At 71.2% G+C, this 24,590-nt stretch carries 24 protein-coding genes; 14 read left to right on the top strand and 10 right to left on the bottom strand.

Going from position 1 to position 24,590, the window contains the following annotated elements; all coding sequences use genetic code 11:
• Positions 1 to 50 precede the first annotated feature (50 nt).
• From ACI2K4_RS24210 to ACI2K4_RS24185, 6 genes are read right to left on the bottom strand one after another with little or no spacing between them, the layout of a single operon-like run.
• Positions 51 to 1,034, bottom strand: a complete 984-nt coding sequence (locus ACI2K4_RS24210; RefSeq protein WP_404514358.1) for a sugar kinase — start codon at positions 1,032 to 1,034, stop codon at positions 51 to 53.
• A complete protein-coding gene (locus ACI2K4_RS24205) occupies positions 1,031 to 1,669 on the bottom strand; it encodes a bifunctional 4-hydroxy-2-oxoglutarate aldolase/2-dehydro-3-deoxy-phosphogluconate aldolase (RefSeq protein ID WP_404514356.1) in 639 nt (212 codons plus the stop codon). The genes ACI2K4_RS24210 and ACI2K4_RS24205 overlap by 4 nt, the downstream gene beginning before the upstream one ends.
• Positions 1,666 to 2,649: a hypothetical protein gene (locus tag ACI2K4_RS24200; protein ID WP_404514354.1), complete on the bottom strand. Its 984-nt coding sequence runs from the start codon at positions 2,647 to 2,649 to the stop codon at positions 1,666 to 1,668. The genes ACI2K4_RS24205 and ACI2K4_RS24200 overlap by 4 nt, the downstream gene beginning before the upstream one ends.
• Positions 2,643 to 3,788 carry a galactonate dehydratase gene (gene dgoD / locus ACI2K4_RS24195; protein WP_404514353.1) on the bottom strand — a complete coding sequence of 382 codons (1,146 nt, stop codon included), beginning with the start codon at positions 3,786 to 3,788 and terminating at the stop codon, positions 2,643 to 2,645. The genes ACI2K4_RS24200 and dgoD overlap by 7 nt, the downstream gene beginning before the upstream one ends.
• Complete coding sequence (locus tag ACI2K4_RS24190) at positions 3,785 to 4,495, bottom strand: FadR/GntR family transcriptional regulator (protein WP_404514352.1); 711 nt, start codon at positions 4,493 to 4,495, stop codon at positions 3,785 to 3,787. Before ACI2K4_RS24190 ends, dgoD begins: the two co-directional genes overlap by 4 nt.
• A 37-nt stretch (positions 4,496 to 4,532) precedes the next feature.
• A complete protein-coding gene (locus ACI2K4_RS24185) occupies positions 4,533 to 5,279 on the bottom strand; it encodes an SDR family NAD(P)-dependent oxidoreductase (RefSeq protein WP_404514351.1) in 747 nt (248 codons plus the stop codon).
• 163 nt (positions 5,280 to 5,442) lie between these two features.
• Between ACI2K4_RS24185 and ACI2K4_RS24180 the strand changes: the two genes are divergently transcribed.
• The 8 genes from ACI2K4_RS24180 to ACI2K4_RS24145 all read left to right on the top strand — a co-directional run bounded on the left by ACI2K4_RS24180 (position 5,443) and on the right by ACI2K4_RS24145 (position 15,531).
• The gene (locus ACI2K4_RS24180) at positions 5,443 to 6,732 is read left to right on the top strand and encodes an ABC transporter substrate-binding protein (RefSeq protein WP_404514349.1); all 1,290 of its coding nucleotides are present in this window, start codon (positions 5,443 to 5,445) and stop codon (positions 6,730 to 6,732) included.
• The gene (locus tag ACI2K4_RS24175) at positions 6,732 to 7,667 is read left to right on the top strand and encodes a carbohydrate ABC transporter permease (protein WP_404514348.1); all 936 of its coding nucleotides are present in this window, start codon (positions 6,732 to 6,734) and stop codon (positions 7,665 to 7,667) included. The genes ACI2K4_RS24180 and ACI2K4_RS24175 overlap by 1 nt, the downstream gene beginning before the upstream one ends.
• Complete coding sequence (locus ACI2K4_RS24170) at positions 7,664 to 8,488, top strand: carbohydrate ABC transporter permease (RefSeq protein ID WP_404514346.1); 825 nt, start codon at positions 7,664 to 7,666, stop codon at positions 8,486 to 8,488. Before ACI2K4_RS24175 ends, ACI2K4_RS24170 begins: the two co-directional genes overlap by 4 nt.
• Before the next feature lie 99 nt (positions 8,489 to 8,587).
• Complete coding sequence (locus ACI2K4_RS24165; RefSeq protein WP_404514345.1) at positions 8,588 to 10,678, top strand: alpha-galactosidase; 2,091 nt, start codon at positions 8,588 to 8,590, stop codon at positions 10,676 to 10,678.
• A gap of 605 nt (positions 10,679 to 11,283) precedes the next feature.
• Entirely contained in the window at positions 11,284 to 11,784 is a 501-nt protein-coding gene (locus ACI2K4_RS24160; protein ID WP_404514344.1) for a C40 family peptidase, read from the top strand.
• A gap of 434 nt (positions 11,785 to 12,218) precedes the next feature.
• Positions 12,219 to 13,304 carry a Bug family tripartite tricarboxylate transporter substrate binding protein gene (locus ACI2K4_RS24155; RefSeq protein WP_404514343.1) on the top strand — a complete coding sequence of 362 codons (1,086 nt, stop codon included), beginning with the start codon at positions 12,219 to 12,221 and terminating at the stop codon, positions 13,302 to 13,304.
• The gene (locus ACI2K4_RS24150; protein WP_404514342.1) at positions 13,304 to 13,984 is read left to right on the top strand and encodes a tripartite tricarboxylate transporter TctB family protein; all 681 of its coding nucleotides are present in this window, start codon (positions 13,304 to 13,306) and stop codon (positions 13,982 to 13,984) included. Before ACI2K4_RS24155 ends, ACI2K4_RS24150 begins: the two co-directional genes overlap by 1 nt.
• On the top strand, positions 13,981 to 15,531 hold the full coding sequence (locus ACI2K4_RS24145) for a tripartite tricarboxylate transporter permease (protein WP_404514341.1): 1,551 nt from the start codon (positions 13,981 to 13,983) through the stop codon (positions 15,529 to 15,531). The genes ACI2K4_RS24150 and ACI2K4_RS24145 overlap by 4 nt, the downstream gene beginning before the upstream one ends.
• A 16-nt stretch (positions 15,532 to 15,547) precedes the next feature.
• Here the strand turns inward: ACI2K4_RS24145 and ACI2K4_RS24140 are convergent, their stop codons facing one another.
• Both ACI2K4_RS24140 and ACI2K4_RS24135 read right to left on the bottom strand, forming a co-directional pair.
• Positions 15,548 to 16,222 (bottom strand): response regulator, encoded by a 675-nt coding sequence (locus ACI2K4_RS24140; RefSeq protein ID WP_404514340.1) that lies wholly within the window; start codon positions 16,220 to 16,222, stop codon positions 15,548 to 15,550.
• Positions 16,219 to 17,778, bottom strand: a complete 1,560-nt coding sequence (locus tag ACI2K4_RS24135) for an ATP-binding protein (RefSeq protein WP_404514339.1) — start codon at positions 17,776 to 17,778, stop codon at positions 16,219 to 16,221. The genes ACI2K4_RS24140 and ACI2K4_RS24135 overlap by 4 nt, the downstream gene beginning before the upstream one ends.
• A gap of 117 nt (positions 17,779 to 17,895) precedes the next feature.
• Between ACI2K4_RS24135 and ACI2K4_RS24130 the strand changes: the two genes are divergently transcribed.
• On the top strand, positions 17,896 to 18,879 hold the full coding sequence (locus ACI2K4_RS24130) for a tripartite tricarboxylate transporter substrate binding protein (RefSeq protein WP_404514338.1): 984 nt from the start codon (positions 17,896 to 17,898) through the stop codon (positions 18,877 to 18,879).
• Positions 18,880 to 18,928: 49 nt separating this feature from the next.
• Here ACI2K4_RS24130 and ACI2K4_RS24125 read toward each other — a convergent pair whose 3' ends face one another.
• The gene (locus ACI2K4_RS24125) at positions 18,929 to 20,176 is read right to left on the bottom strand and encodes a low temperature requirement protein A (RefSeq protein WP_404514336.1); all 1,248 of its coding nucleotides are present in this window, start codon (positions 20,174 to 20,176) and stop codon (positions 18,929 to 18,931) included.
• A 191-nt stretch (positions 20,177 to 20,367) separates the two neighbouring features.
• Between ACI2K4_RS24125 and ACI2K4_RS24120 the strand changes: the two genes are divergently transcribed.
• The 5 genes from ACI2K4_RS24120 (at position 20,368) to ACI2K4_RS24100 (ending at position 23,240) form a co-directional block, all read left to right on the top strand.
• Positions 20,368 to 20,697 carry a hypothetical protein gene (locus tag ACI2K4_RS24120; protein ID WP_404514334.1) on the top strand — a complete coding sequence of 110 codons (330 nt, stop codon included), beginning with the start codon at positions 20,368 to 20,370 and terminating at the stop codon, positions 20,695 to 20,697.
• A gap of 2 nt (positions 20,698 to 20,699) precedes the next feature.
• Positions 20,700 to 21,194, top strand: a complete 495-nt coding sequence (locus ACI2K4_RS24115; RefSeq protein ID WP_404514333.1) for a hypothetical protein — start codon at positions 20,700 to 20,702, stop codon at positions 21,192 to 21,194.
• Between the two features lie 103 nt (positions 21,195 to 21,297).
• The gene (locus ACI2K4_RS24110) at positions 21,298 to 21,630 is read left to right on the top strand and encodes a hypothetical protein (RefSeq protein WP_404514332.1); all 333 of its coding nucleotides are present in this window, start codon (positions 21,298 to 21,300) and stop codon (positions 21,628 to 21,630) included.
• Positions 21,631 to 21,651: 21 nt separating this feature from the next.
• On the top strand, positions 21,652 to 22,062 hold the full coding sequence (locus ACI2K4_RS24105) for a DUF6188 family protein (protein WP_404514330.1): 411 nt from the start codon (positions 21,652 to 21,654) through the stop codon (positions 22,060 to 22,062).
• A gap of 2 nt (positions 22,063 to 22,064) precedes the next feature.
• Positions 22,065 to 23,240 (top strand): CaiB/BaiF CoA transferase family protein, encoded by a 1,176-nt coding sequence (locus tag ACI2K4_RS24100; protein ID WP_404514417.1) that lies wholly within the window; start codon positions 22,065 to 22,067, stop codon positions 23,238 to 23,240.
• An 85-nt stretch (positions 23,241 to 23,325) separates the two neighbouring features.
• Here the strand turns inward: ACI2K4_RS24100 and ACI2K4_RS24095 are convergent, their stop codons facing one another.
• Positions 23,326 to 24,168, bottom strand: a complete 843-nt coding sequence (locus ACI2K4_RS24095; RefSeq protein WP_404514329.1) for a PhzF family phenazine biosynthesis protein — start codon at positions 24,166 to 24,168, stop codon at positions 23,326 to 23,328.
• Between the last annotated feature and the right edge of the window lie 422 nt (positions 24,169 to 24,590).

Genomic DNA, 24,590 nt, shown 5'->3' with positions numbered 1-24,590 from the left:
CGGGTCCGCCGATCACGGACCGGCGGCGTAACGGGGTAAGACGGGGTGGGTCAGCGTACGGCGCTGCCGGGGGCGTGGTCGAGCAGCGACAGTTCGGTACGGGTGGGCAGCCCTTCCCAGTCGCCCCGGGTGGCCACCGCGAACGCCCCGGTGGTGACCGCACGGTCGAGCCGACCGGCGACGTCGAGCCGGTCGAGCAGACCGGAGAGCAGACCGGCGACAAAGGCGTCCCCGGCACCGACGGTGTCGACCACCGGGACCGTACGGGCCGGGGCGTGCACGCTCCCCCGCTCGCTGTGGCTGGTCGCGCCCTGCCCACCGTGCTTCACCACCACCTCCGGCACGCCCGCTCCGAGCAGCGCGGCGACCGGGTCCGGACCGTCGGTCAGCACGGCCAGTTCGTCGTCGGAGGCGACCACCAGGTCGACCGAGGGCAGCAGCGGGCGGAGCGCGGCGGCGGCTTGGTCCACCGACCAGACCCGTTGCCGGTGGTTCACGTCGAGGCAGACCAGGGCGCCGGCGGTACGGGCGGCCTCGACCGCCGTGACCACGGCCGCGTACGGCTGCTCGCCGAGCCCGGCGGTGATCCCGGTGACGTGCAGGATCTGGGGTGTCCGGGCAGCGGTGAAGGCCGGGGAGACGTCCTCGGGACCGAGCCGGGAGCCGGCCGATCCGCTCCGGTAGTAGGTGACCCGGCTGATGTCGCCGACCCGCGCCTCGAACAGGATCAGGCCGGTGGGCGCGTCCGGGTCGACCCGGGCCAGGTCCAGGTCGACGCCCTCGGCGCGCAGCGTACGGCGGATCAGTTCGCCGGGCTCGTCGGCACCGGTCACCCCGATCCAGCGCACCCGGTGGCCGAGCCGGGACAGGCCGATCGCCACGTTCGACTCGGCACCGGCGACCGAGAGCGACAGGGTCCCACCGAGCCGCAGCGGAGCCGGGGCGCGGAACGCCGCCATCGTCTCGCCGAGCGTGAGCACGTCAACGCCGTACGTCGACCCGGCGCCGGCCGCCGGGCTCGGGCTGCCGGTCATGCCGCCGCACCGGCGGACGGCACCACCGAGGAGCGGAAGTCGGCCACCCGGTCGCGCAGCGCGGCGAGGTCGCCGCCGCGTACCGCGTCACCGAGCAGCGGCGATCCGACGCCGACCGCGATCGCGCCCCGGTCGAGGTAGTCCCGGGCGCCGGCCGCGTCGACCCCGCCGACCGGCACGAACGGGACCTGCGGGAACGGGTCGCGCAGTGCGCGCAGGTAGTCCGGGCCGCCGAGCGAGGCGGGGAAGAGCTTGACCGCAGCCGCCCCGGCGGTGGTCGCCTGGACCACCTCGGTCGGGGTGAACGCGCCCGCCAGCACCGGCAGCCCGAGCCGACCGGCCTCGGCGAGGCTCGGCGCCAGCGCCGGGGTGACCAGGTACGTCGCCCCGGCCTCGGCCGCCTGACCGGCCTGCTCAGCGGTGAGCACGGTGCCGGCGCCGAGCGCGTACGCGGGCCCCAGCGCGGCGCGGGCCCGACGCAGGACGCCGAGCGCGTCGGTGCTGGTCAGCGACACCTCGACCAGGTTGACCCCGCTCTCGGCGAGGGTGAGCACGGTGGCGAGGGCGGCGTCGGGGTCGTCGCCACGGACGATCGCCAGCAGCCGGTGGGTGCGAAGGGTGTCGAGCAGGTTCATCGGTGGTCGCCTCCGGGCGATCGGTGTGCGGAGATGGTGAGCTGCCAGGTGACCTCGCCGCTGGCCGGCACCACCGCGGCGTTCGCCCCGCCGCCGAGGTCCGCCTCGGCCAGGTCGAAGACGCCGCCGAGCATCGGTTCGACGCCGATGCTGCGGTACGGCCGGTCGGCCGGCCAGCCCCCCAGGTTGCGCCAGAGCGCGGTGGCTCGGGGTTGGTCGGCGCAGTCGAGTTCCAGGGTGAGCGTGTCCGGGCCGTCGACCACCTGGACCCGGGCACAGTCGACCAGCACCGCGCCGACGGCGGTCCCGTCGTCCGGGCCGAAGCGCGCGAGCGGAAGCCCGGCCGGGCTGGGCCACGGCGCCGCGTACCACGGCGCCGGCGAGCCCTCCCGGTTCGGCCCGGCCTCGACGCTCTGATCCGGCCCGGCCCCGCCCGTCGGCTCCGGCCCGGCCCCGCCCGTCGGCTCCGGCCCGGTTCCGATCGTTCGCTCCGGCCAGGTTCCCTCGGGTAGCAGTTCGGCCGCCTCCGGGTAGAGCCGGGTCGGGGTCCCGGCGGGCGCCAGCAGCCGGGCCCGTGGCGAGAGGTCGAGCAGGGCGTGCGCGGCCCAGACGAACCGGTAGCCGGGGGCCGCCAGCAGCCGGTAGTCGGCCAGCACCACACCGTCCCGCTCGGTCAGCCGGCGGGTGAGGGTGAAGTCGGGGCAGTCGACGGTGGCGGTGGCCGGGTCCAGTTGTCGCCACGGGCGGGACCAGGCGGCGCCGTGGTCGGGGGTGCCGCGTACGGTCGGCAGGCATTCCTCCAGCCCACCCGCGTCGACGAAGGCATCGCCGGGAAGCACCCGGTCCCGACCGGGCTGCGGACCGGTCCAGAGCCACTGTCGGCCACCGCCGGTGAGGCTGGTCCAGCGCCCGCCGAGGCGGTGGTCGTACTCGACCCGCAGTGGGATTGGGATGCCGGGCGGAGCCAGCTCGCTCACCATTCGGCGAAGGATCCGTCGTCGTGCCGCCAGACCGGGTTGCGCCAGGCGTGCCCCTCGCGGGCGGCCGCTCGGACCGCCGCCTCGTCGACGGTGATGCCGAGACCGGGTGCCTCGGGGCGGCGGATGTGCCCGTCGACGAAGCGGAACGGCTCCGGGTCCACCACGTAGTCGAGCAGCTCGGCGGCGCCGTTGTAGTGCATGCCGATGCTCTGTTCCTGGATCAGGAAGTTGGGCGTGGAGAAGGCGATCTGGAGGCTGGCGGCGAGCGCGATCGGCCCGAGCGGGCAGTGCGGGGCGAGCACCGCGCCGTACGGCTCGGCCATCGCGCCGATCCGACGTACCTCGGAGATGCCACCGGCGTGGGAGAGGTCCGGTTGCAGCACCGCGACGCCGGCCCCCAGCGGGGTGAGGAACTCGGCCCGGCCGAAGAGGCGCTCGCCGGTGGCGACCGGCACCGGTGAGGAGGTGACCACGTCGTGCAGCAGGTGCCCCTGCTCGGGCAGGAGCGGTTCCTCGACAAAGAGCGGGTGGAACGGGGCGAGTTCCGGCAGGATCCGGCGGGCCCCGGCCGCGGTGGCCCGGCCGTGGAAGTCGATCGCGACGTCGCGGCCGTCGCCGAGCACCTCGCGGGCGGCGGCGACCCGGCGGACCACCCCGGCCACCTCGGCGGCGGTCGGGATGGCGGAGAGCTGGCCGGAGGCGTTCATCTTCACCGCGGTCATGCCGGCCTCGACCTGGGCGGCGATGGCGTCGGCCACCTCGTCCGGGTCGTCGCCGCCGACCCAGGAGTAGACCCGGACCCGGTCGCGTACGGGCCCGCCGAGCAACGCGTGCACCGGGGCGCCGTACGCCTGGCCGGCGATGTCCCAGAGGGCCTGGTCGAGACCGGCGACGGCGCTGGAGAGCACCGGCCCGCCCCGGTAGAAACCGCCCTTGGTCAGCACCTGCCAGTGCTGCTCGATCCGGAGCGGGTCCTCGCCGATCAGGTACTCGGAGAGCACCTCGACCGCGCTGCGTACAACCTCGGCGCGCCCCTCCACCACGGGCTCGCCCCACCCGATCAAACCCTCGTCCGTCTCCACCCGGCAGAACAGCCAACGGGGTGGGACGAGGAAGGTCTCGATACGGCTGATCTTCACCGGGTGCCTTTCTGTTGACGTACCTTTTCGACATCCCGGACGGCTTTGTCCAGCAGTCCCCGCATCGCCTGCTCCGCGCCGGCCGCGTCGCCGGCCCGGATCGCGTCCACCACCGCGCGGTGGCTGGGCACCGGATCGTCGTGCTGTTCGACCCCGTGCACGAGCCGGTCACGTTCGGCGAGGCCGGTCTCCATCACCACCTCCATCCGCTCCAGCAACTCGTTGTGGGTGGCGGCGAGCAGCGCGCGGTGGAAGGTCAGGTCGGCGCCGACCGCGGCGACCGGGTCGCCCTCGGCCGCGGACATCTCGGCCAGCGCACCGTCCAGACCGGAGAGATCGGCCTCGGTGGCCCGGCTGGCGGCGAGCCGGGCGGCGGCGGGTTCGATGATGCTTCGCACCTCGTGCAGCGCGTCGAGCAGGCGCGGGTCGGGGCCGTCGGCGAACTGCCAGCGGATCACGTCGCCGTCGAGCAGGTTCCAGTCCGAGCGAGGCCGGACGAAGGTGCCCCGCTTCTGCCGGGCGTCGACCATGCCCTTGGCGGTGAGCACCTTGAGCGCCTCGCGCAGCACGGTGAGACTGACGTCGAACTCCTGTTGGAGGGCGGCGAGGTTGAGGGTGGCGCCCTCGGTGATCTCGCCGGCCAGGATGCGCCGGGCCAGGACCTCGACGGTCTGGCCGTGGATGCCGCGGCGTGCGTACTGTGCCAATGCTCTGGGTGCCTTCTCGCTCGTCAGGATCGATCTCTCAGGCCGAGGCTTTCACCGCGGTCCAACCACCGTCCACCAGCAGACTGGTGCCGGTGACGTAGGCGGCGTCGGGTGAGGCGAGGAAGGCCACGGTGGCGGCCACCTCGTCCGGGGTGCCGAACCGGCCAGCGACAGTCTGGGCGACGCTACGCGCACGGTCCTCTTCGGACACCCGGTCCCAGGCGGCGGTGAAGATCGGGCCGGGCAGCACGCTGTTCACCCGTACCTCGGGGCCGTACTCGACGGCGAGCTGTCGGCCGAGGGCGACCAGGCCGCCCTTGGCCGCCGCGTACGCCGGGTGGCCGGGCAACCCGATCACCGCGTGCACGGAGGAGACGATGACAACCGCGCCCCGGTTGGTCCGCAGGTCGGACAGGCAGGCCCGGACGCCGAGGAAGGCACCGGTCAGGCAGACCGCGATCTGCCGGTCCCAGGATTCGCGGCTGGTCTCGTGCGCGGGTGCGAGTTCGTTGAAGTGGGCGTTGCTGACCAGGATCTCCACCGGGCCGAGCCGGTCCCGTACGGCCGCGACGGTGTCGGTCCAGCTCGCCTCGTCCGCGACATCGGTTATCACCGAATGTGCTCGGCCACCGGCGGCCCTGATCTCCTCGGCGAGCGACTCGGAGTCACGGATGTCGGCGAGGCCAACGGCCGCTCCCTCGGCGGCGAGGCGACGCGCGGTAGCCGCACCGATGCCACCAATTGCCCCTGTGACCAGGGCAACTTTCCCCTCAAGCCGTCGCATATGCTGACCCACCGTCCGCCGAACCTCAACTGATCAAATCATTAATTACGAAGAAATCTTGACAGTCACAGGACCCAGATGCAACCTTCTGATCACACCGTTTACAGGACCGACACACCGCGACCTGTCACGCACCGTGTCGTTGAGGAAGGGACACACCCCCGTGAGCGACTTCGACCCGAGTCGTCGCCGGTTCCTTGGGCACGTCGGCCTCGCCGGCCTCGGCGTGCTCGGAGCGGGCAGCCTGGTCGGCTGCGCCAGCTCCGCCAGCAGCCCCAGCGGAAGCGGTAACGGCGCGATCACCCTCCAGTCGAACCTCTCCTCCCCGCAGGCGAAGGTCGCGATGGAGAAGATCATCGAGAACTTCAACAAGCAGGGCAAGGGCACGGCGGCGCTGAACACGATCGCGTCCGAGACCTTCCGCACCCAGTTGCCGACCTACCTCACCTCGGCCAACCCGCCGGACCTCTACACCTGGTACGCGGGCTCGGTGGCCAACGACTACGCCAGCAAGAACCTGCTGCTGGACGTCTCCGACGTGTGGCAGGGCATGTCCGACTACCCCGAGTCGCTGCGTACCCTCTCCACCGACGCCAGCGGCAAGAAGGTCTTCGTGCCGATGAACAACTACTGGTGGGGCTTCTTCTACCGCAAGTCGAACTTCGCCAAGTGGGGCGTGCAGGAGCCGAAGACCTGGACCGAGTTCGTCGCGCTCTGCCAGACCCTCCAGGGCAAGGGCATCCCGCCGATCGGCATCGGCCTCGGCGACACCCCCTGGGTCGCCTCGGCCTGGTTCGACTACCTCAACATCCGGATCAACGGCGCGCCGTTCCACCGTGAACTGCTCGCCGGCAAGCAGCGCTTCGACGACCCGAAGGTCAAGGCGGTGCTCACCAAGTGGCGCGAGGTGCTGCCGTACTTCGACCCGAAGGGCAAGGCGTACCCGTTCCAGGAGGCGACCACCGCACTGCTGGCGGGCAAGACCGGCATGTTCCTGATCGGCACCTTCTTCGCCGACGCCGCCCCGAAGGACGCCCTCGGCGACCTGGACTTCTTCCGGTTCCCGATCATCGACCCGGCGGTGCCGGTGGCCGAGGAGGCGCCGACCGACGGCTTCTTCGCCAGCGCCAAGTCGGCCAACCCGGCCGGTACGAAGTCACTGCTCACCTACCTGGCCTCGACCGAGGCGCAGGAGGCGTACGTCGCCGCGAGCGCCGGTATCGTGCTGCCGGCCAACCCGAAGGCGAAGGCGTCCGACTCGCCGCTGGTGGCCAAGGGCAAGGCGATGCTGGAGAGCGCGCAGGAGCTGACCCAGTTCTTCAACCGTGACTCCAGCGACGCGCTCCAGCCCACGGCGGACACGGCGCTGACCAAGTTCATCGACAAGCCGGACCAGATCGACGCGATCCTGCGCGAGTGGCAGGCCGGAGCCGAGAAGGTCTTCAAGGGCTGATGACTTCCGTCGACGAGCGGGTGCTGGCGCCACAGGCGCCGGCACCGGCCGGCACCCGGCGGCGGCGACGGGGCAAGACCCTGTCGCCGCTGCTGGTGGCCTTCGTACTCGTACCGTTCGCGGTCGAGAGCATCTGGGTGTTCTGGCCCGCCCTACAGGGCTTCTGGTTCTCGCTCACCCGCTGGGACGGGCTGGAACCGCCGACGTACATCGGCTTCGACAACTACGTCGAGCTGGCCGGCGACGCGACCTTCCGGGGAGCGCTGGTCAACACCGTACTCTGGCTGGTGCTCTTCGGCGGGCTGTCGGTGCTCGGCGGGTTCGGCATGGCGCTGCTGCTCCAGCGGGAGCGGCGTGGGGTGGGTCTCTACCGGGCCGCGCTCTTCACTCCGGTGGTCTTCTCCCTGGTGGTGACCGCGCTGGTCTGGCGGGTCTTCTACCAGCCGGACGGGGTCGCCGACGAACTGCTGCGCGCGATCGGGCTGGAACACCTGATCCGGCCCTGGCTGGCCGACCCGGAGACCGCCCTGTACGCGGTGATCCTGCCCGCCCTGTGGCGGCAGATCGGCTACGTCATGGTGCTCTACCTGGCCGGGCTGAAGGCGATCGACCCCGCGTTGCACGAGGCGGCCCGGATGGACGGTGCGAACAACTGGCAGCGGCTGCGCCACGTGACGATCCCCCAGCTTCGCGGGGTCAACGCGGTGGTGCTCTCGGTCATCGTGATCGACTCGCTCCGCTCGTTCGACATCGTCTGGTCGCTGACCAAGGGCGGGCCGTACCACTCGTCCGAACTGCTGAGCACCTACATGTACTCGACCGCGTTCCAGAGCCTGCGCCTGGGCTACGCCTCGGCCATCGCCGTGGTCATCTTCGTGCTCGCCCTCGCGGTGATCCTCGGTTATCTGGTACGCGCGTTCCGGGAGGACGCATGATCCGCGCACTACGGACCGGCACGTTCCACCTCGGGATGGGCCTGCTGTCCCTGCTCTGGCTCGCCCCGATCCTCTGGGTCGTGGTCATGTCGACGCGTACGTTCGACGACATCGCCGCGAACGGGGTGGGCAGCCTGCCGCACTCGTTCACCCTGGACACGTACCGTCAGGCCTGGACCGACGGCGGCGAGCTGCGCGCGCTGGTCAACAGCATGCTGGTCACCGTGCCCTCGGTCGCGCTCAGCCTGGTGCTCGCGGCGCTGGCGGCGTTCGCGCTGAGCCGGTACCGGATTCCCGGGCGCCGCACCATCCTGCTGCTGATGCTGGCCGGAAACCTGTTGCCACCGCAGATCCTGCTCATCCCGGTGAGCAAGTTCAGCGAGCTGACCGGCACCTTCGACACCCTGTACGCGCTGATCGCGGTGCAGGTCGGCTTCGGACTCGGCTTCTACACCTTCGTGCTGCACGGGTTCATGCGGGACCTGCCGAACGAGATCCAGGAGGCGGCCACCATCGACGGCGCCGGACCGGGACAGATCTTCGCCCGGGTGATCCTGCCGCTCACCCGCCCGGCGCTCGCCGCGCTCGGCGCGCTCTCCTTCACCTGGATCTTCAACGACCTGCTCTGGGCGATCACGGTGCTGCGTACCGACGACAACATGCCGGTCACCCCGGCCCTGCTCGCGCTCCAGGGACAGTTCGTCTCGTCCTGGAACGTGATCGCCGCCGGCACGGTGATCGCGGCGGTGCCGACCCTGCTGGTCTTCCTGCGCTTCCAGCGCCACTTCGTGTCCGGCCTCGCGATCGGAGCCGTCAAGTAATGAACCGGAATAGGCGGGCGCGGTCGTGGGCGGTCCCGGGGAGCGCCCGATGAACCGGAATAAGTGGGCGCGGTCGTGGGCGGTCCCGGGGAGCGCCCGATGAACCCGAATGAGTGGGCGCGGCAGCGGTCGTGGACGTTGCGGGGGGCGAGCACCGAGTACACGGTGGCGGTGCCGGAGCACGGGCGCTGGCTGGAGCTGGTCGCCTGGGGACCGTACGGGGTCAGCGACGGCCCCTCCCCCGTCGGCTACGACGGGCCGACCCCGTTCCTCACCTCCGGCGACGCCGCGCCGATCGAGTACGGCACCGACGCCGCCCGCCCGTTCGCCGGCCCCGACCTGGTGGTCGAGACGGCGAACGGGGGCCGGCGGGTCTCCTGGGGCTACCGGGAGGCGACCGGTGACGAGCGGAGTCTCGCGGTCACCTTCGCCGATCCGGTCACCGGGCTGCGCGCGGTGGTCCGCTACGAGATGCCGGCCGGCACCGACGTGGTACGCCGCTGGGTCGAGCTGACCAACGACGGGGAGACGGAGCTGCGACTGGTCCGGATCGGCTCGGCCGGGTTCTGCGTACCGACCCCGCACGGCGCCCGGCTGAGCTACCAGTGGGGGCAGTGGGCGCAGGAGTTCCAACTCGACCAGGTCGACCTGGGCCACGGCGGGTTCACCGTCGGCAGCGCCCAGGGGGTTCCGGGCCACCTCTACGTACCCTGGCTCGCCGTCCGCGACCAGGCCGAGCCGGACGGACCGACCTGGGGCATGGCGCTGGCCTGGACCGGCTCGTGGGAGATCACCGCCGACCGGGACACCGGCGGGCTGACCCGGGTACGGGTCGGCCGGCACCTGCCCGACGGCCCGCTCGACCTGCCCCCGGGTGCGAGCCTCGAACTGCCCGTCGCGGCCGGCGCCTACAGCCCGGACGGTCTCGGCGGTCTGGCCCGGGTCTGGCACGACTACCAACGCCAACTCGCGGGCGAGCGGCTCGGCCCCCGGCCGGTGCTCTACAACTCGTGGGAGGCCACCTACTTCTCGGTCGACGCGGAGAACCAGCTCGCGCTGGCCAGGATCGCGGCCGATCTCGGCGTGGAGACCTTCGTGGTCGACGACGGCTGGTTCGTCGGTCGCCCCGACGACCACGGTGGGCTGGGCGACTGGACGCCGGACCCGGCGAAGTTCCCCGCCGGGTTCGACTCCTTCGTCGCCGACGTACGCGCGCTCGGCCTCAACTTCGGGCTCTGGGTGGAGCCGGAGTGTGTCAGCCCGCGCTCGCGGCTCTACGCTGAGCACCCCGACTGGGTGTACGCGATCGAGGGCCGCCCGATCACTCCGATCCGGAACCAGTACCTGCTCGACCTGGGTCGACCCGAGGTGGCCGAGTTCGTCCACTCCACCGTGGACGGTCTGCTGCGCCGGCACGACATCAGCTACCTGAAGTGGGACTTCAACCGGCCGCGTACGGAACCCGGTCGGATGGCCGGCACCGGACGGGTGGATCTCGACGGCGCCCACGTGGCCAATCTGCACCGGATCTACGAGGAGCTACGGCGGGACCACCCGCACGTGGTGATCGAGGCGTGTGCCGGTGGTGGTGCCCGTACCGACCTGGCGATGGCCGCACGTTCGGACGTCTTCTGGCCCAGCGACAACACCGGGCCACTGGACCGGTTGGCGATCCAGTACGGCTTCCTGCACGCGAACGCGCCGCACCTGCTCAGCTCCTGGGTGACCGACTCGCCCGGACTGTTCGACCCGAGGCCCCGCTCACTCGCCTTCCGGTTCGTGCTCGCGATGGCCGGTGTGCTCGGCATCGGCGCGGACATCCGGCACTGGAGTGCGGAGCAGCGTACGGAGGCGGCGGCCTGGATCGCCCGCTACAAGGAGATCCGCGAGATCGTCATGCACGGCACCGTGCACCTGATCGGCGGCCCCGACCAGCCGCGTTGCGCCGTGCAGTACACCTCGCCCGACGCGGCCACCGTGGTCGTACTGGCCTGGCACACCGGTCGGCTGGACGGCACCGGCCTGCTGCCGTCCCGGCCGGTCCGGTTGCCGCTGCGCGGGCTGGACCCGGCCGCCGGTTACCGCCACGGCGAGCAGCACTATTCCGGCGCCCACCTCGGCGCGGTCGGCCTACCGGTGCAGTGGACCCCGACCCACGACGCCGACCTGATCGTCCTGCACCGCGCCTGATCTTGGTTAAGGAAGGGCCCCTTGTTAACGCATAGCGTTAACAAGGGGCCCTTCCTTAACGTGAGGCGGGGACGCGTTTGTGTCGGCTGCGGAAAAGTCATGGAAGGTCAGGTTTACCCGTCGGCGCGTCCCTTGAGGATTGCCCGAATAGGAGCCAATATGGGTGGTTTGAGTCGCCAATCGGTCCACGAGCCGCGACGTTCCGTCGAACTGGTCGTTGGTTTGGGTGAATCGGCTCACGCCACGAGGCGATCAGCGGCGTGAGCGCTTAGCGTCCGGAACGGCCCTCATCACGGCCGGAGCACTTCCATACCGTAACGCCCGGTACTTCGGGCCGCGGCCGGCACCTCAGGCTGCCCCGCCCGAGATACGCATGTGAGCACCGGGCCGACATTGGAGCGATCCTGAACGTACGGCATCCGCTGCACCGATTCGCGGCTGGTACCACCGTCCTGACCGTCACCGCCCTCTGGCTCCCGCCGGCAGCCATCGGGGCCCAACCCGAACCGGAGCCCACCGCAGTCGCGGCCAGCACCACCGGCGACAACGCGACAGAGGCTCGACTGCTCGCCGCCGAACGCGCCGAACGGGCGCACCGGCGATCGATGATCCCGCCGGCACCTCCCGCCACTCCGCCGGCCACCAAGGCGCCACCGAAGGCGAAGGCAAAGCCGGCCCAGGAGAAGGCGACGACGCCAAAGACTCCCAGTTCCGCACCGGCGCGGAAGAAGTCCACCAGCACCCCGAAGGCGGGGAGTACGGTCAAGCCTCCATCCGGCGCAGCCGGAACAGTCGTCGCGTACGCGCTCGCCCAGGTTGGTAAGCGGTACGTCTACGGCGCCTCCGGACCGAACAGCTTCGACTGCAGCGGCCTCGTTGCGGCGAGCTACGCCCGGGTCGGAATCAAACTGCCACACCAGAGCGGCGCCATCGCCAGTCGTGGTCGCCGCGTCCCCGCCGGGCAATGGATGCCCGGAGACGTGATCCACACACCCGGACACGTCGCCATCTACCTGGGCAACAACAGGATGGTGGCAGCCACTACGCCCCGCACCGGGGTACGGACCGACACGGTCCGTGGCGGAACCGCCTACCGGTTCCTGTAACACCCGGAGTACACCGAACGGTCCCCGCGCAACCGTCCGGTCTCCGACAAGCCGGGATCGCCTGGCCGCCCAGGACGGCGGCCACCGGCAGGACAACTGATTCGAACCACGGTGGTGCCCGGAGCGACGTCGCTCCGGGCACCATTCGTCTCCGGACCGACCCGCCATGAAGACATCGGCCCGGAATCGAGAACAACGGCGGGAGCAACGGCGGGAGCAACGGCTGGAATCGACCAGCGGCGGGAGCAACGGCGGGAATCGACCAGCGGCGGGAGCAACGGCGGGAATCGACCAGCGGTAGCCCGGCGCGACCACAAAGACCACAACGAACTCCGCGACCGCAACCGTGACCGGATTCACTCCGACCGGAAGCATCGACGCAACCCGGCGGAAACGCCGTGGTCACAGGTTGCCCATCCGGTCGAGGAGACGTGATGACAGAGGTCCGAGGCACGGCGGGGCTACGCTCCCGTGGTCGCCCGCGCTTTATCGGCCGGGGAGCGGCGGCCCGACAGCGGGTCGCCGCGCTGGTCTGCGTACCGGTGCTGGCGCTCGCGGCCGGCGGCTGCGCCAAGGACGGCGGCGCCGGCAGCGGTTCCGGCGAGGCGGTGAAGTACCCGACCACCACCCTGGAGCTGATGGCACCGGCCGCGCCCGGTGGCGGCTGGGACAGCACCGCCCGCGCGTTGCAGAAGGCGTTGACCGACAGCAAGCTGGTCAGCGAGTCGGTCGAGGTCTACAACGTGCCGGGAGCCGGTGGCACGCTCGGCCTCTCGCAACTGGTGACCAAGAACAAGGGCGACGCCCACCAGCTCATGGTGACCGGCCTGGTGATGATCGGCGGCGTGGCGACGAACAAGTCCCCGGTCAAGCTCAGCCAGGTCACGCCGATCGCGACGCTCACCGCCGAGCAGGAGGTGATCGTGGTACCGGCCGGCTCGAAGTACACCACCCTCAAGCAGCTCATGGACGACGCCAAGGCGAACCCCTCGTCGATCAACTGGGGTGGTGGTTCGGCCGGCGGCACCGACCAGATCCTGGTCGGCCTGCTGGCCAAGGCGGCCGGGGCGGACCCCAAGGCGATGAAGTACGTGGCCTACTCCGGCGGCGGCGAGTCCAAGGCGGCCCTGCTCTCCGGCGACCTGACCGCGGCCGTCTCCGGCGCCAGCGAGTACGCCGACCTGGTCGCGTCCGGCAAGCTGCGCGCCCTGGCGGTCTCCGGCGCGACCGGGATCGACGTCGGCGCCGGCAAGCCGACCGCCACGATCAAGGAATCCGGGTACGACGTCGAGCTGATGAACTGGCGCGGACTGGTGGCGCCACCCGGCATCAAGGACAGCGAGCGGGCGGCGATCATCAAGCTCGTCGACGACCTGCACGCCTCCGCCCAGTGGAAGCAGACCCTCACCGACCAGAAGTGGGACGACTTCTACCGCAGCGGTGACGAGGCGAAGTCCTATTTCGAGAGTGAGAACAGCCGGATCACCGGCGTACTCGAAGAGATCGGCCTGGCTGATTGATGGCTCTGCCGACAACTGACGCACAGGGGAGGGCGGACCGACCGGTCGCCCTCCCCCGGGCGCCGTGGGGCGCCCGGATCCTCGGCGTCGTACTGCTGCTGGCCGGCGGGTTCCTCTGCTGGACCGCGTACCGGTCGGCGGACGGTGACTTCAGCGCCGAGGGGCCGTGGCTCGCGCCGCTGGTGGTGACCGCCGGCTGGGTGGTGCTGGCCGTCTGGTACCTGGTCGGGCAACTGGTCCGGCCGGGCACACCGCTCGCCGGCTCGGTGTCCGAAGAGGACCCGGAGGCGGGCGACGACCCGGACAGCGGCAACGACCCGGACAGCGGCAAGAACCCGGCCGGTGACCAGGACCCGGACCGTGACAGAGACCCGGACGGCGACGAATCGGATGGTGAGGAACCGGATGGCCAGGCGGACGGCGAGTCGGAACCGACCGGACCCGTGCAGTGGCTCACCCCGGCACTGCTCGGTGTGGCACTGCTCGGCTACGTACTCGCACTGGAGCCGCTCGGCTTCGTGCTCGCCTCGGCGGTCTTCTTCGTCGCCACCGCCCGGATCCTCGGCAGCCACCACTCGGTCCGTGACGTGCTCGTGGCGGTGCCGCTGACGGTCGGGATCTACCTCGGCTTCACCCAACTACTGGAAATCTCGCTGCCCGCCGGAGTGATGCCACTGTGAACGTCTTCGGCGACCTGCTCAGCGGCTTCGGCACCGTGCTGGAGCCGCAGTACCTGCTCTACGCCGCGATCGGGGTCACCCTCGGCACCTTCGTCGGTGTGCTGCCCGGCATCGGGCCGGCGCTGACCATCGCCCTGCTGCTGCCGGTCACCTTCAACCTGGACGACCCGATCGGCACCTTCATCATGTTCGCCGGCATCTACTACGGCGCCATGTACGGCGGGTCGACCACCAGCATCCTGCTGAACACCCCGGGTGAGTCCGCCTCGGTGGCGACCGCCATCGAGGGTTACCAGATGGCCCGCCGGGGCCGGGCGCGGGCGGCGCTGGCCACCGCGGCGATCGGCTCGTTCGTCGCCGGGACCATCTCCACCCTGCTGCTCACCCTCTTCGCCCGCCCGGTCGCCGCGCTGGCGGTCGAGTTCCGGGCGGCCGACTACTTCGCCCTGGCCCTGCTGGCCATGGTCGCGGTCACGGCGCTGGTCGGTCGTTCCCTGGTACGCGGGCTGCTCAGCCTCAGCCTCGGCCTCTTCCTCGGCCTGGTCGGCCTGGACGGGCTGACCGGCCAGGCCCGGTTCAGCTTCGGCACCCTGGAACTGCTCGACGGCATCGACGTCGTGGTGATCATCGTCGGGCTGTTCGCGATCGGCGAGACGCTGTACGTGGCGAGCCGGCTGCGGCAGCTACCCGAGCACGTCACACCGCTGGAGCCGGGCCGGGGCGCGTTCGGCTGGCTGAGCCGGCAGGACTGGTCCCGCTCGTGGCGCCCCTGGTTGCGCGGCACCGCGGTCGGTTTCCCGTTCGGCGCGCTCCCCTCCGGCGGTGCCGACATCCCCACCTTCCTCTCCTACACCTACGAGCGGCACCGCTCGAAGAACAAGGCGGAGTTCGGCAAGGGGGCGATCGAGGGCGTGGCCGGACCGGAGGCGGCGAACAACGCGGCCTTCTCCGGCGTACTGGTGCCGCTGTTGACCCTGGGTATCCCGACCTCGGCCACGGCGGCGGTGATGCTGGCCGCGTTCCAGATCTTCAACCTGCAACCGGGTCCGCAGCTCTTCGACAAGTCGCCGGAGCTGGTCTGGGCGCTGATCGCCTCGCTCTACGTCGGCAACGTGCTGCTGCTGGCGCTGAACCTGCCGTTGATCCGGCTCTGGGTGAAGGTGCTCCAGATTCCCCGCCCCATCCTGTACGCGGGCATCCTGGTCTTCGCCACCCTCGGCGTGTACGCCGCGTCCAACGACGTGAACCAGGTCCTGATCGCGTACGGGATCGGGGTGATCGGGTTCTTCATGCGGCACTACGACTTCCCGATCGCGCCGGTGATCCTCGGGGCGATCCTCGGTCCGATGATGGAGTTGCAGTTCCGCCGCACCCTGGTGCTGAGCAACGGGGACCTGAGTGTCTTCGTGACCCGGCCGCTCACCGCCGTACTGCTCGCGCTGGTGGTGCTGGCGGTGCTGGTGCCGTACCTGCCGAGGATCGTCGCGCGGTTGCGCGGCCGGTCCGCCGCCTCCGCCCCGCGACTCGCCTTCGGCGAGGACGACTGAACCCCGGCAGGCCGTCTCAGGCTCCGCCGGTCCACCGGTAACGACGTTCCGGTCGACCGGCGGAGCCGTACCGCAGGCTCACCTCGGCCTTGCCGGCCCCGACGAAGTGTTCCAGATAGCGCCGGGTGCTGACCCGGGACAACCCGACCCGGTCGGCGCACTCGGTCGCGGAGAGGTCGCCGCTGTTGCCCCGCAGCGCCTCGGCCACCAGGTCGGCGGTGGGTCGGGTGAGCCCCTTGGGCAGGTCGATCGGGGCCGGGCGGAGCGCGACGAAGAGCCGGTCGACGTCGTCCTGGACCACCTCGCGGGAGCCGGAGAGGCCGTGGTGCGCCACCGCGTACCGCTCCAGCCGGTCGCGCAGCGCGTCGAAGCCGAACGGCTTGATCAGGTAGTGGACCACGCCGCTGCGCAGGGCGGTCCGGATGGTGTTCACGTCCCGCGCCGCCGTCACCGCGAGTACGTCCACCACCGCGTCACCCTCGCGCAGCCGGCGCAGCACCTCGAGCCCGGACATGTCCGGCAGGTAGATGTCGAGCAGCACCAGGTCGGGTCGGAGCCGGTCCACCTCGGCCAGCGCCTCCGCGCCGCTGTGCGCCACCCCGGCCACGGTGAACCCGGGCACCCGGGCGACAAAGCCGCACTGCACCTTGGCCACCATGAAGTCGTCGTCGACCACCAGCACCCTGATCATCGTGGCGCCCCGGCGGCCAGCGGCAACCGCGCCCGGAAGGACGCCCCGTCCACCCCGACGCTGCCGCCCCGGTGCTGGCAGATCAGCCGGATCAACGCCAGGCCCAGACCGTGGTGCCCGAGGCTCTTGTCCTTGGTGCTGTAGCCCTGCCGGAACACCTCCTCGGCCAGCTCCGGCGGCACTCCCGCCCCGGAGTCGCTGACCGTGACCAGCACCTCGCCGTCGACGGAACGCACGCCCACCTCCACCTGATCACCCGGGCCGACCGCGTCCAGTGCGTTGTCGACCAGGTTGCCGATCACCGTGACCAGGTCACCGGCGAGCCGCTCGTCCACCACCGGCAGGTCCGACTCGGCCGAGATGACCAGTTGTACGCCCTGCTCCGCCGCCAGGCTCGCCTTCGCGATCAGCAGGGCGGCCAGCGCCGGGTCGCGGATCATCGCGGTCACGTCGCGGTTGAGGGCGTCGTGCACCTGGCTGGCCCGGGTGATGTAGCGGACCACCTCCTCGTGCTCGCCCAACTCGACCAGGCCGGCGATGGTGTGCAGCCGGTTGCTGAACTCGTGCGCCTGGGCCCGGAGGGTGTCCGTGGTGTGCCGGCTGACGTCGAGTTCGCGGCGCAGCGCGGTCAACTCGGTCCGGTCGCGCAGCGTGGTCACCGAACCGACCCGCCGACCGCGTACCAGCACCGGGCGGCGGTTGAGCACCAGCACCCGGTCGTCGCTGAGCACGATCTGGTCGACCCCGCTCACCCGGCCGGTGAGCACGTCGCGCAGCCGGGGTTCCATCGGCTGGGCGTACAGCGACTGGCCGACCGGCGAGGCGGAGAGGCCGAGCAGTCGTACCGCCTCGTCGTTGACCAGGGTGACCCGGTCGGCGGCGTCGGTGCCCAGCACGCCCTCCTTGATGCCGTGCAGCATCGCCTCGCGGTGCTCGACCAGCCCGGTGATCTCGTCCGGCTCCAGGCCGAGAGTCTGACGCTTGACCCGACGGGCCAGCAGCAACGATCCGGCCACCCCGAGCACCCCACCGAGCAGCAGGTACGCGATCAGGTTGGTCAGTCCGGCGGCGAGCTGTTCGGGCAGCGTGGGATAGACGTCGCCGACCACGATCAGGCCGAGGAACTCGCCGTCCCGTTCGTCCAGCACCGGCACGTGCGCGACCAGCGCCTTCGACCCGTCGTCGACGACGCCGACCCAGGAACGCCCGGCGAGGCCGTCGCTGCGGCCGAGCACCGTCGGGGTGCCCGCGTCCGGGCCGGTGACCAGTTTGCCGGTGGCGTCGGTGATCCACACGTACGAGGCGCCGGAGACCGCCCGCGCGCTCTCCGCGACCGCGGCCAGGGCCTCCTGCCCGGTCGGGTCGGCGAGGCCGAGTCGCACCGTACGGTTGATCGCCGCGTTCTCGCCGACCGACCGCAGCCGGGCGCCCTCGTCCCGGCGGAACGCGGCGTCGGCCTCGGCGATCGACACCGCCGCGACGGCGCCGACGACGAGCAGCACGATGCCGAGTTGCAGCAGCAGGAACTGGCCGGCGAGGGACATCCGCTGGCGCATCGCTCCTCCTTCCACCGGGGGTAAAGCGCAAACTACCCGAGCCTCGGCTGATGACAAGCCGCCGCTGGACGAGCAGGATCGTCAGGTACCGCGACGGAGGGTGCGGAGGTGAGCAGGATGCGACGAATCGGACGTACGCTCGCGGCCAACCTGGTGTTGTTGCTGGTCGCGTTGCCCGGCTGCGCTCCCGGCCGACCCGCCGACGACCTCGCCGAGCTGCGGGTGCTGGTGCCGAACGCGCCCGGCAGCGGTTACGACGTGACCGCGCGGACGGCCGCGAAGGCGCTCGAGGACGCCGACGTGATCCGTGGCGTGGAGGTGTTCAACCTGCCGGGCGGCGGCGGCGTGGTCGGCCTGCGCCGGCTCGGTTACGAGCGCGGCAACGGCCGGCTGATGATGCTGATGGGGCTCGGGGTGGTCGGCAGCCAGTACACCCAGAACGCTCCGGTGACGTTGCAGGACACCACGCCGATCGCGCGGCTGATCGAGGAGCCGGCGATCGTGGTCGTCACCCGGGAGTCGCCGTACCGGGACCTGGCCGAGCTGATCGCGGCCTGGCGGGCGGACCCGGGTGCCGTACCGGTCGGTGGTGGTTCCTCGGCCGGCGGGCCGGACCACCTGGCGCCGATGCTGGTCGCGGACGCGGTCGGCATCACCCCCCGCGAGGTCAGCTACCGGCAGTACGACGGCGGGGGCGACCTGCTCGCCGCGATCCTGCACCACGACGTCGCGTTCGGTGTCTCCGGCCTGAGCGAGTACGCCGACCAGATCGCCTCCGGCCAGTTGCGGGTCCTCGCCGTCACCAGCGAACAGCGGGTGCCCGGCATTCTCGCCCCGACCCTGCGCGAGCAGCACGTCGACGTGGTGTTCAGCAACTGGCGGGGCATCGTGGCGCCACCCGGACTGGCCGAGCGCGACGTGGCCGCGATGCGCGACGCGGTGGCCCGCCTGCACGGATCGCAGCCGTGGCGCACCGCACTGGCCCGGTACGGCTGGACCGACGCCTATCTCGACGGCCCCGCGTTCGGTGACTTCCTGACCGAGGAGAACGACCGGCTCGCCGTCCTGCTCGGCGGCCTCGGGCTGACCGGGTCACACTGACGACGCCTTTCACATTACGGTCGTACCGCAGAGCCGGGCGAAAAACCGGTCAGTCGCTCACCACCGGGCCGGTGTCGGCGGCGTCCGCCTCCCGACCGGGGCCGATCCGCATTCCGCCGTCGGTCTCCGCGTCCGCCTCGGTACCGACCCCGTCCGGCCGGTAGGGGCCGATCCCGGAGAAGCGCCCGGCGCCGTGCCGACGCAGGATCGCCTGCTCCACCACGTTCACCACGATGATCACCACGGCCAGGGTGACCAGCGCGGCCAGCGCGGGGATCATGGTGGCGACCGGGAAGAAGATCAGGCAGGCACCGGCGGCGAGCAGGCGGCGCCAGGCCACCGTCCGGTGCAGCGTCCAGTGGGTGTAGGCGAACGTGCCGAGGAAGAGCGCCGACCCGCCGTAGAGCAGGGCCGCGTCGCCCGCCCGCATTCCGCTCGCCGGGGTCCGGACGACCTCGGCCAGGCCGACCGAGATGACGATGATGCCGCAACTGAAGCCCAGGTGGGCGTAGAGCAGGATCGCCCGGCGTACGTCACTGTGCCCCTCGGACTGCACCACCGCCCGACGGAACGCCCAGAGGCCGTGGATGAAGTACGCCCACCAGAGCCCGCAGGCGAGCGCGTACGCCCCGGCGACGGCGATCATCCGGTCCCAGCTCAGCGGCAGGCTGGAGGCGACGGCGCCGACCTGCACCACCGACTCGCCGAGGACCAGGATGAGCAGCAGGCCGTACCGGTGGGTGTAGTGGACCGGCCGGACCCGGAACCGGGCCAGTTGCCGGCGCAGCACCAGTGGGCTGAAGATGTCGATCGCGCTGGCGAGCGCCCAGAGCCACAGCCGGTGGTCGCCGTCGACGATCCCACCGATCAGCAGCAGCGGCCCGGAGATGACCGCACCGACCCCGTACGGGCCGATGAAGAAGCCCCGCCACTCGCGGAAGTTGTTCAGCGCGAAACCGGCCAGCAGCACCCGGATGATCAGGTAGCCGAGGCCGTAGAGCAGGCCACGGTCGTCGAAGGCGCCGGGGATGGCGAGGGCCAGGACCAGGTTGCCGAAGCCGAGGGTGAAGATGACCACGCGGTCGCGTACGTTGCCGATGTCCCGCTGGTTGGCGTAGATCGTCACGCCGACCCAGGCCCAGTACATCGAGATGAACAGGATCAGCGCCTCTATCACGCCGATCAGGTCGTGGTGGGCGAACAGCTCCGCGGTGATCTGGGTGACCGCGAAGACAAAGGCCAGATCGAAGAAGAGTTCTTCCCAGGTCACCCCCTTGTCCGACTGCGGCTGCCGCACCGAATAAACATACCGATCACGATGCGCCGCCGGAGGCGGACTGGACCAGATCCCGATCCGCCCTCCCGACCCGAACCGACCCGGCGGTTCCCCGGCCCGGCCGGTTCACGTGGGCACCGGAGATAGTCGCAAGCCGATATATTGACTGCGCCGAACGGGAGGGGTGCGGTGATGAGCGACGGTGGTCGACCATGAGGCCCCTCGATGTTGATCCAGGGTCGTTGCGATCCGCCGCGGCCGTCCTCGCGGAGGCGGTCGACGCGCTGGACCAACTGGCCGTCGATTTCGAGACCCGGCTGGCCGGTCTGGGTGAGCCCTGGGGTACGGACGAGATCGGATCCCTCATCGGACGGTGTTACCTGCCCGCTGTGGACGCGGCCGTCGCCTGCTTGGACGCGAACGCCGCCGAACTCGACCGGTACGGCGAGAACCTGGCTCGGATGGCGGACTCGTACGACCAGACCGACGACAGCGGCCGGCTGGGGTTCGACGCCCTGCAACAGCGCCTGACGGGATATTGATCGTGGGTCTTCAGCTTCCCGACGAACTCGTGTCCCTTCTGGGCTGGCTCGGCTTCTCCTGGCCCGAAGCGGACGAGGAAAAGATGTTCGAGGTCGGCCAGACCTGGCTGGACCTGGCCGCAGGTCTGCCCCAGCCGTTGGCCACCGCGACCGACGCGGCCGGAACCGTGCTGGGACACAACGCCGGTGACGCGGTGAGCGGGTTCCGGGAGGCGTGGCAGGCCGGCGACTCGCCAGCGGCGAACCTGGCCTCCGCGATCCGGGGCGCACAGCGGTCCGGCATCGCGATGATGCTCTGTGCCGGGATCATCCTCGCCCTCAAGATCAATGTCATCCTGCAACTCGCCCTGCTGGCGATCCAGATCGCGCAGGCGGTAGCGACCGCCGCGGTGACCGCAGGAGCGTCACTGCTCGAGATCCCGATCTTCCGGATCATCTCCAAACTGATCATCGACGAGCTGATCAGCATGGCCGTGGCAACGATCTTCAATGGGTAGGAAGAATCGACGCGACGGTGACGACCGGGGCGGACGGGGGCGTCGCGGCCGGGGCGGACGGGGCGCCAGCGGTCCCTGGGAGGGCGTCGAGGAGAACTTCGGAGTGCCCGGCGGTCGCGAAGGTGGTGGCCGCCGCGACGGGAGGGACCCGGGCAGCGATCGGGACGACGAGCGCCCACCGCCCGATACGCAGGGCGGCACGCCCGGCGAGCGGCTGCACGGCGAAGCGAACATCGCCGGCCGGCTCAACCGCACCCAGCGGGAGATCGCCGACGCGATCCACGCGGTGAAGAATCAGCCCGGGTGGCGTGGCCTGGGCGGCAACCGGAATCCCGATGTGTCGGTGGACCCGGTGACCGGCGAGGTCTACCCCCAGTTGCCGGACGGCACCCCGGCCGACGACAGTATTGGCAACCTGTTCGACTACCTGAAATGACCTCCCAGCGACGGAGCCGGCATGGTGCAAGAGTTGGAAGATCGATGGATCCTCGGGCTACGCGACGCCCGGGTCACCGACCTCGCCTGGGGAAGTGACCTGGTGGTCACCCTCGAACCGGAGGCCGATATCCGGCTGAGCCTGAACGCGCTGCTGTCGAAGGGCCTGCTCGGGGCGGCCGGCGTCGTGCCGGTACCGCTCGCGGACGCGGCCGACGCCGACCTCCATGGCATCGAGGGCTCGAAGGTCCTCTCCGCCGTCGCCTTCAAGAACGGAACCCTGAGGGTCGTGTTCAGCAGCGGGCACCACCTGACGCTCCCCGCGGAACAGCACGGGGCCCATGCCCGGGTGCGCAGCGATTCCGACGGGTTCAGGTTCGTCCGCGACGACGCGACCGTACGAATGGATCGGACCGATCGAGCAGCCGGATGACGATGCCCGGTCGAGCCGCTGAACCGCCCGCCGGTCCGCTCACCGGCGTCCGGGTGGTGGAGCTCGCCGGGATCGGGCCCGGCCCGTTCGCCGCGATGATGCTGGCCGACATGGGTGCCGACGTGATCCGGGTCGACCGGGCCGCCGAGGTACGTCCGGAGCGGTTCGGCACGCCCCACCCCGACCTGCTCAACCGGGGTCGGCGCTCGATCGGGGTGGACCTGAAGGCCGACGCCGGCCGGCGGGTGGTGCTGGACCTGGTACGTGACGCGGACGCCCTGCTGGAGGGCTTCCGCCCCGGGGTGACCGAGCGGCTCGGTCTCGGCCCGGTCGACTGTCACGAGGTCAACCCGCGCCTGGTCTACGGCCGGATGACGGGCTGGGGCCAGGACGGTCCGAACGCCGGGCACGCCGGACACGACCTGACCTATCTCGCGCCGACCGGGATCCTGCACGCGATCGGGCGGGCCGGTGAGCGACCCGTACCGCCGCTGAACCTGGTCGGCGACTTCGGCGGGGGCGGGATGATGCTCGCCTTCGGCGTGGTCTGCGCCCTGTTCGAGGCGCGGGCGGGCGGGCCGGGTCAGGTGGTCGACGCGGCCATCGTGGACGGGGCCACCCTGCTCTCCACCGCCCTGCACGGCCTACGCGGGCTCGGCATGTGGTCGGGCGACCGGGGTGGCAACCTGCTCGACGGCGGCGCCCCGTTCTACGACACGTACGAGTGCGCCGACGGCCGGTACGTCGCGGTCGGCGCCCTGGAGCCGAGGTTCTACGCCGAACTGGTGGCCCGGACCGGTTTCCGGCCGCCGTCGGGCGACGAGGACGCGCGGCTCGACCCGGACAACTGGGCGGTCGACCGGGCCGCCTGGGCGGAGCTGTTCGGTAGCCGTACCCGGGACGAGTGGGCGGCCCTGCTGGAGCCCGGTGACGCCTGCGTCGCGCCCGTGTTGGACTGGGACGAGGCACCCGAGCACCCGCACCTGCGTACGCGCGGAGTCTTCGTCACCCACTCCGGCGTGGTCCAGCCCGCGCCGGCACCCCGGTTCAGCCGTACGCCCGCCGTGATCCGTCGTCCGCCGCCGCACCCGGGCGAGCACACCGACGAGATCCTGACCGAGCTGGGCCGCTCCCCCACCGAGACCGCCCGCCTGCGCGAAAACCGCGCCGTGGCCTGACCAGCCCGGACTCGCCGTGATCACGAAGAGTTTGGCCGGTCATGGCGAGCCGAACCCTTCGTGATCAAGGATGGGTGGCCGCGGGTCAGGCGGGGAGGCGGACGGCGCTGCCGGTCACGGCGATACCGGAGTCCGCGCCGGCCGGGATGCCGACGGTCAGCACGCTCGGTCGCCCCATGTCGGCGCCCTGGTAGACGGTGATCATCGCGGGCACCGTGACCAGGCCCAACTCGCGCAGGTAACCGCCGAACGCGGCGGCGGCGGCACCGGTGGCCGGGTCCTCGGCCACACCTCCCGGCGGGAACGGGTTGCGGGCGTGCCACACGTCCGATGACTCGCGCCAGACCAGGTCCACCGTGGTCCAGTCGTGCCGCGCCATCAGCACCGACAGGGCGGGCAGGTCGTAGTCGAGGTCGGCGAGCCGGTGCCGGGTGGCCGCCGCGATCACCGGATGCCATGCCCCGGCGTACGCCACCCGGGGCGGCACCGCCGGATCGAGGTCGCCCGCGCTCCAACGAAGCGCCCCGAGCAGTTCGGCGAGGTCGGGCTGGGCGAGCACGCCGGTACGCGGCAGCACGCTGGTCAGCGTCGCGGTGGTCGTACCGTCCGGGGCGAGCGCGGTGGTCACGTCCACCCGGCCGGCGCGGGTGTTCAGGCGCATCGTGCCGGCACCGTGCCGCTGCGCGTACGCGGCTGCGGTGGCGATGGTGGCGTGGCCGCAGAACGGCACCTCGGCGAGTGGGCTGAAGTAGCGTACGTCGAACTCCCCGTCGGCGACCGGCACCAGGAACGCGGTCTCGGAGTAGCCGACCTCGGCCGCCACCCGGAGCATCTCGGCGTCGTCCACGCCGGTCGCGTCCAGCACCACGCCGGCCGGGTTCCCGCCGCTCGGGTCGGCGCTGAAGGCGGCGTACCTCAGGATTTCCATGATCGCGACCCTACGCGGACCCCGGCCGGGCGGCCACGGCCAACGGCGGGGCGGTGGCCCGGAGCGCCCCGACGGCCGACTCCGCCGCGTGAGGATGCCATAACCCCTGGTCGACACCGGGGCGTGAATGAGCCCGAAAATGCTTCATTTTCATTCATCCGACGCACCGGGGCCGGAGCCCGCTTGGTTGACAAACTTCCATGTATCGGGGGCCATCGGTTATCAGTCCCAATCGATGCCGGCGGTCGCCGTACGACGACCACGGGCAGGGCTGATGAAGATGAATCAACCCCGGAACGCTCCTCGACGGCACGGCACCAAAACCGTGGTGACCCCCGCCCCACGGCAGTCGAGCCCGGCCCGCGTCGGCCCTCCTTCCCCATCGCCCCGCGTTCAGCCCTCCTTCCCTACCGCTCTGCGTC

Source organism: Micromonospora sp. NPDC050397 (assembly GCF_044901685.1).
GTDB lineage: Bacteria > Actinomycetota > Actinomycetes > Mycobacteriales > Micromonosporaceae > Micromonospora_G.
Note: the sequence above shows the minus strand (reverse complement) of the source record. Positions and strands in the feature narration are given on the sequence as shown.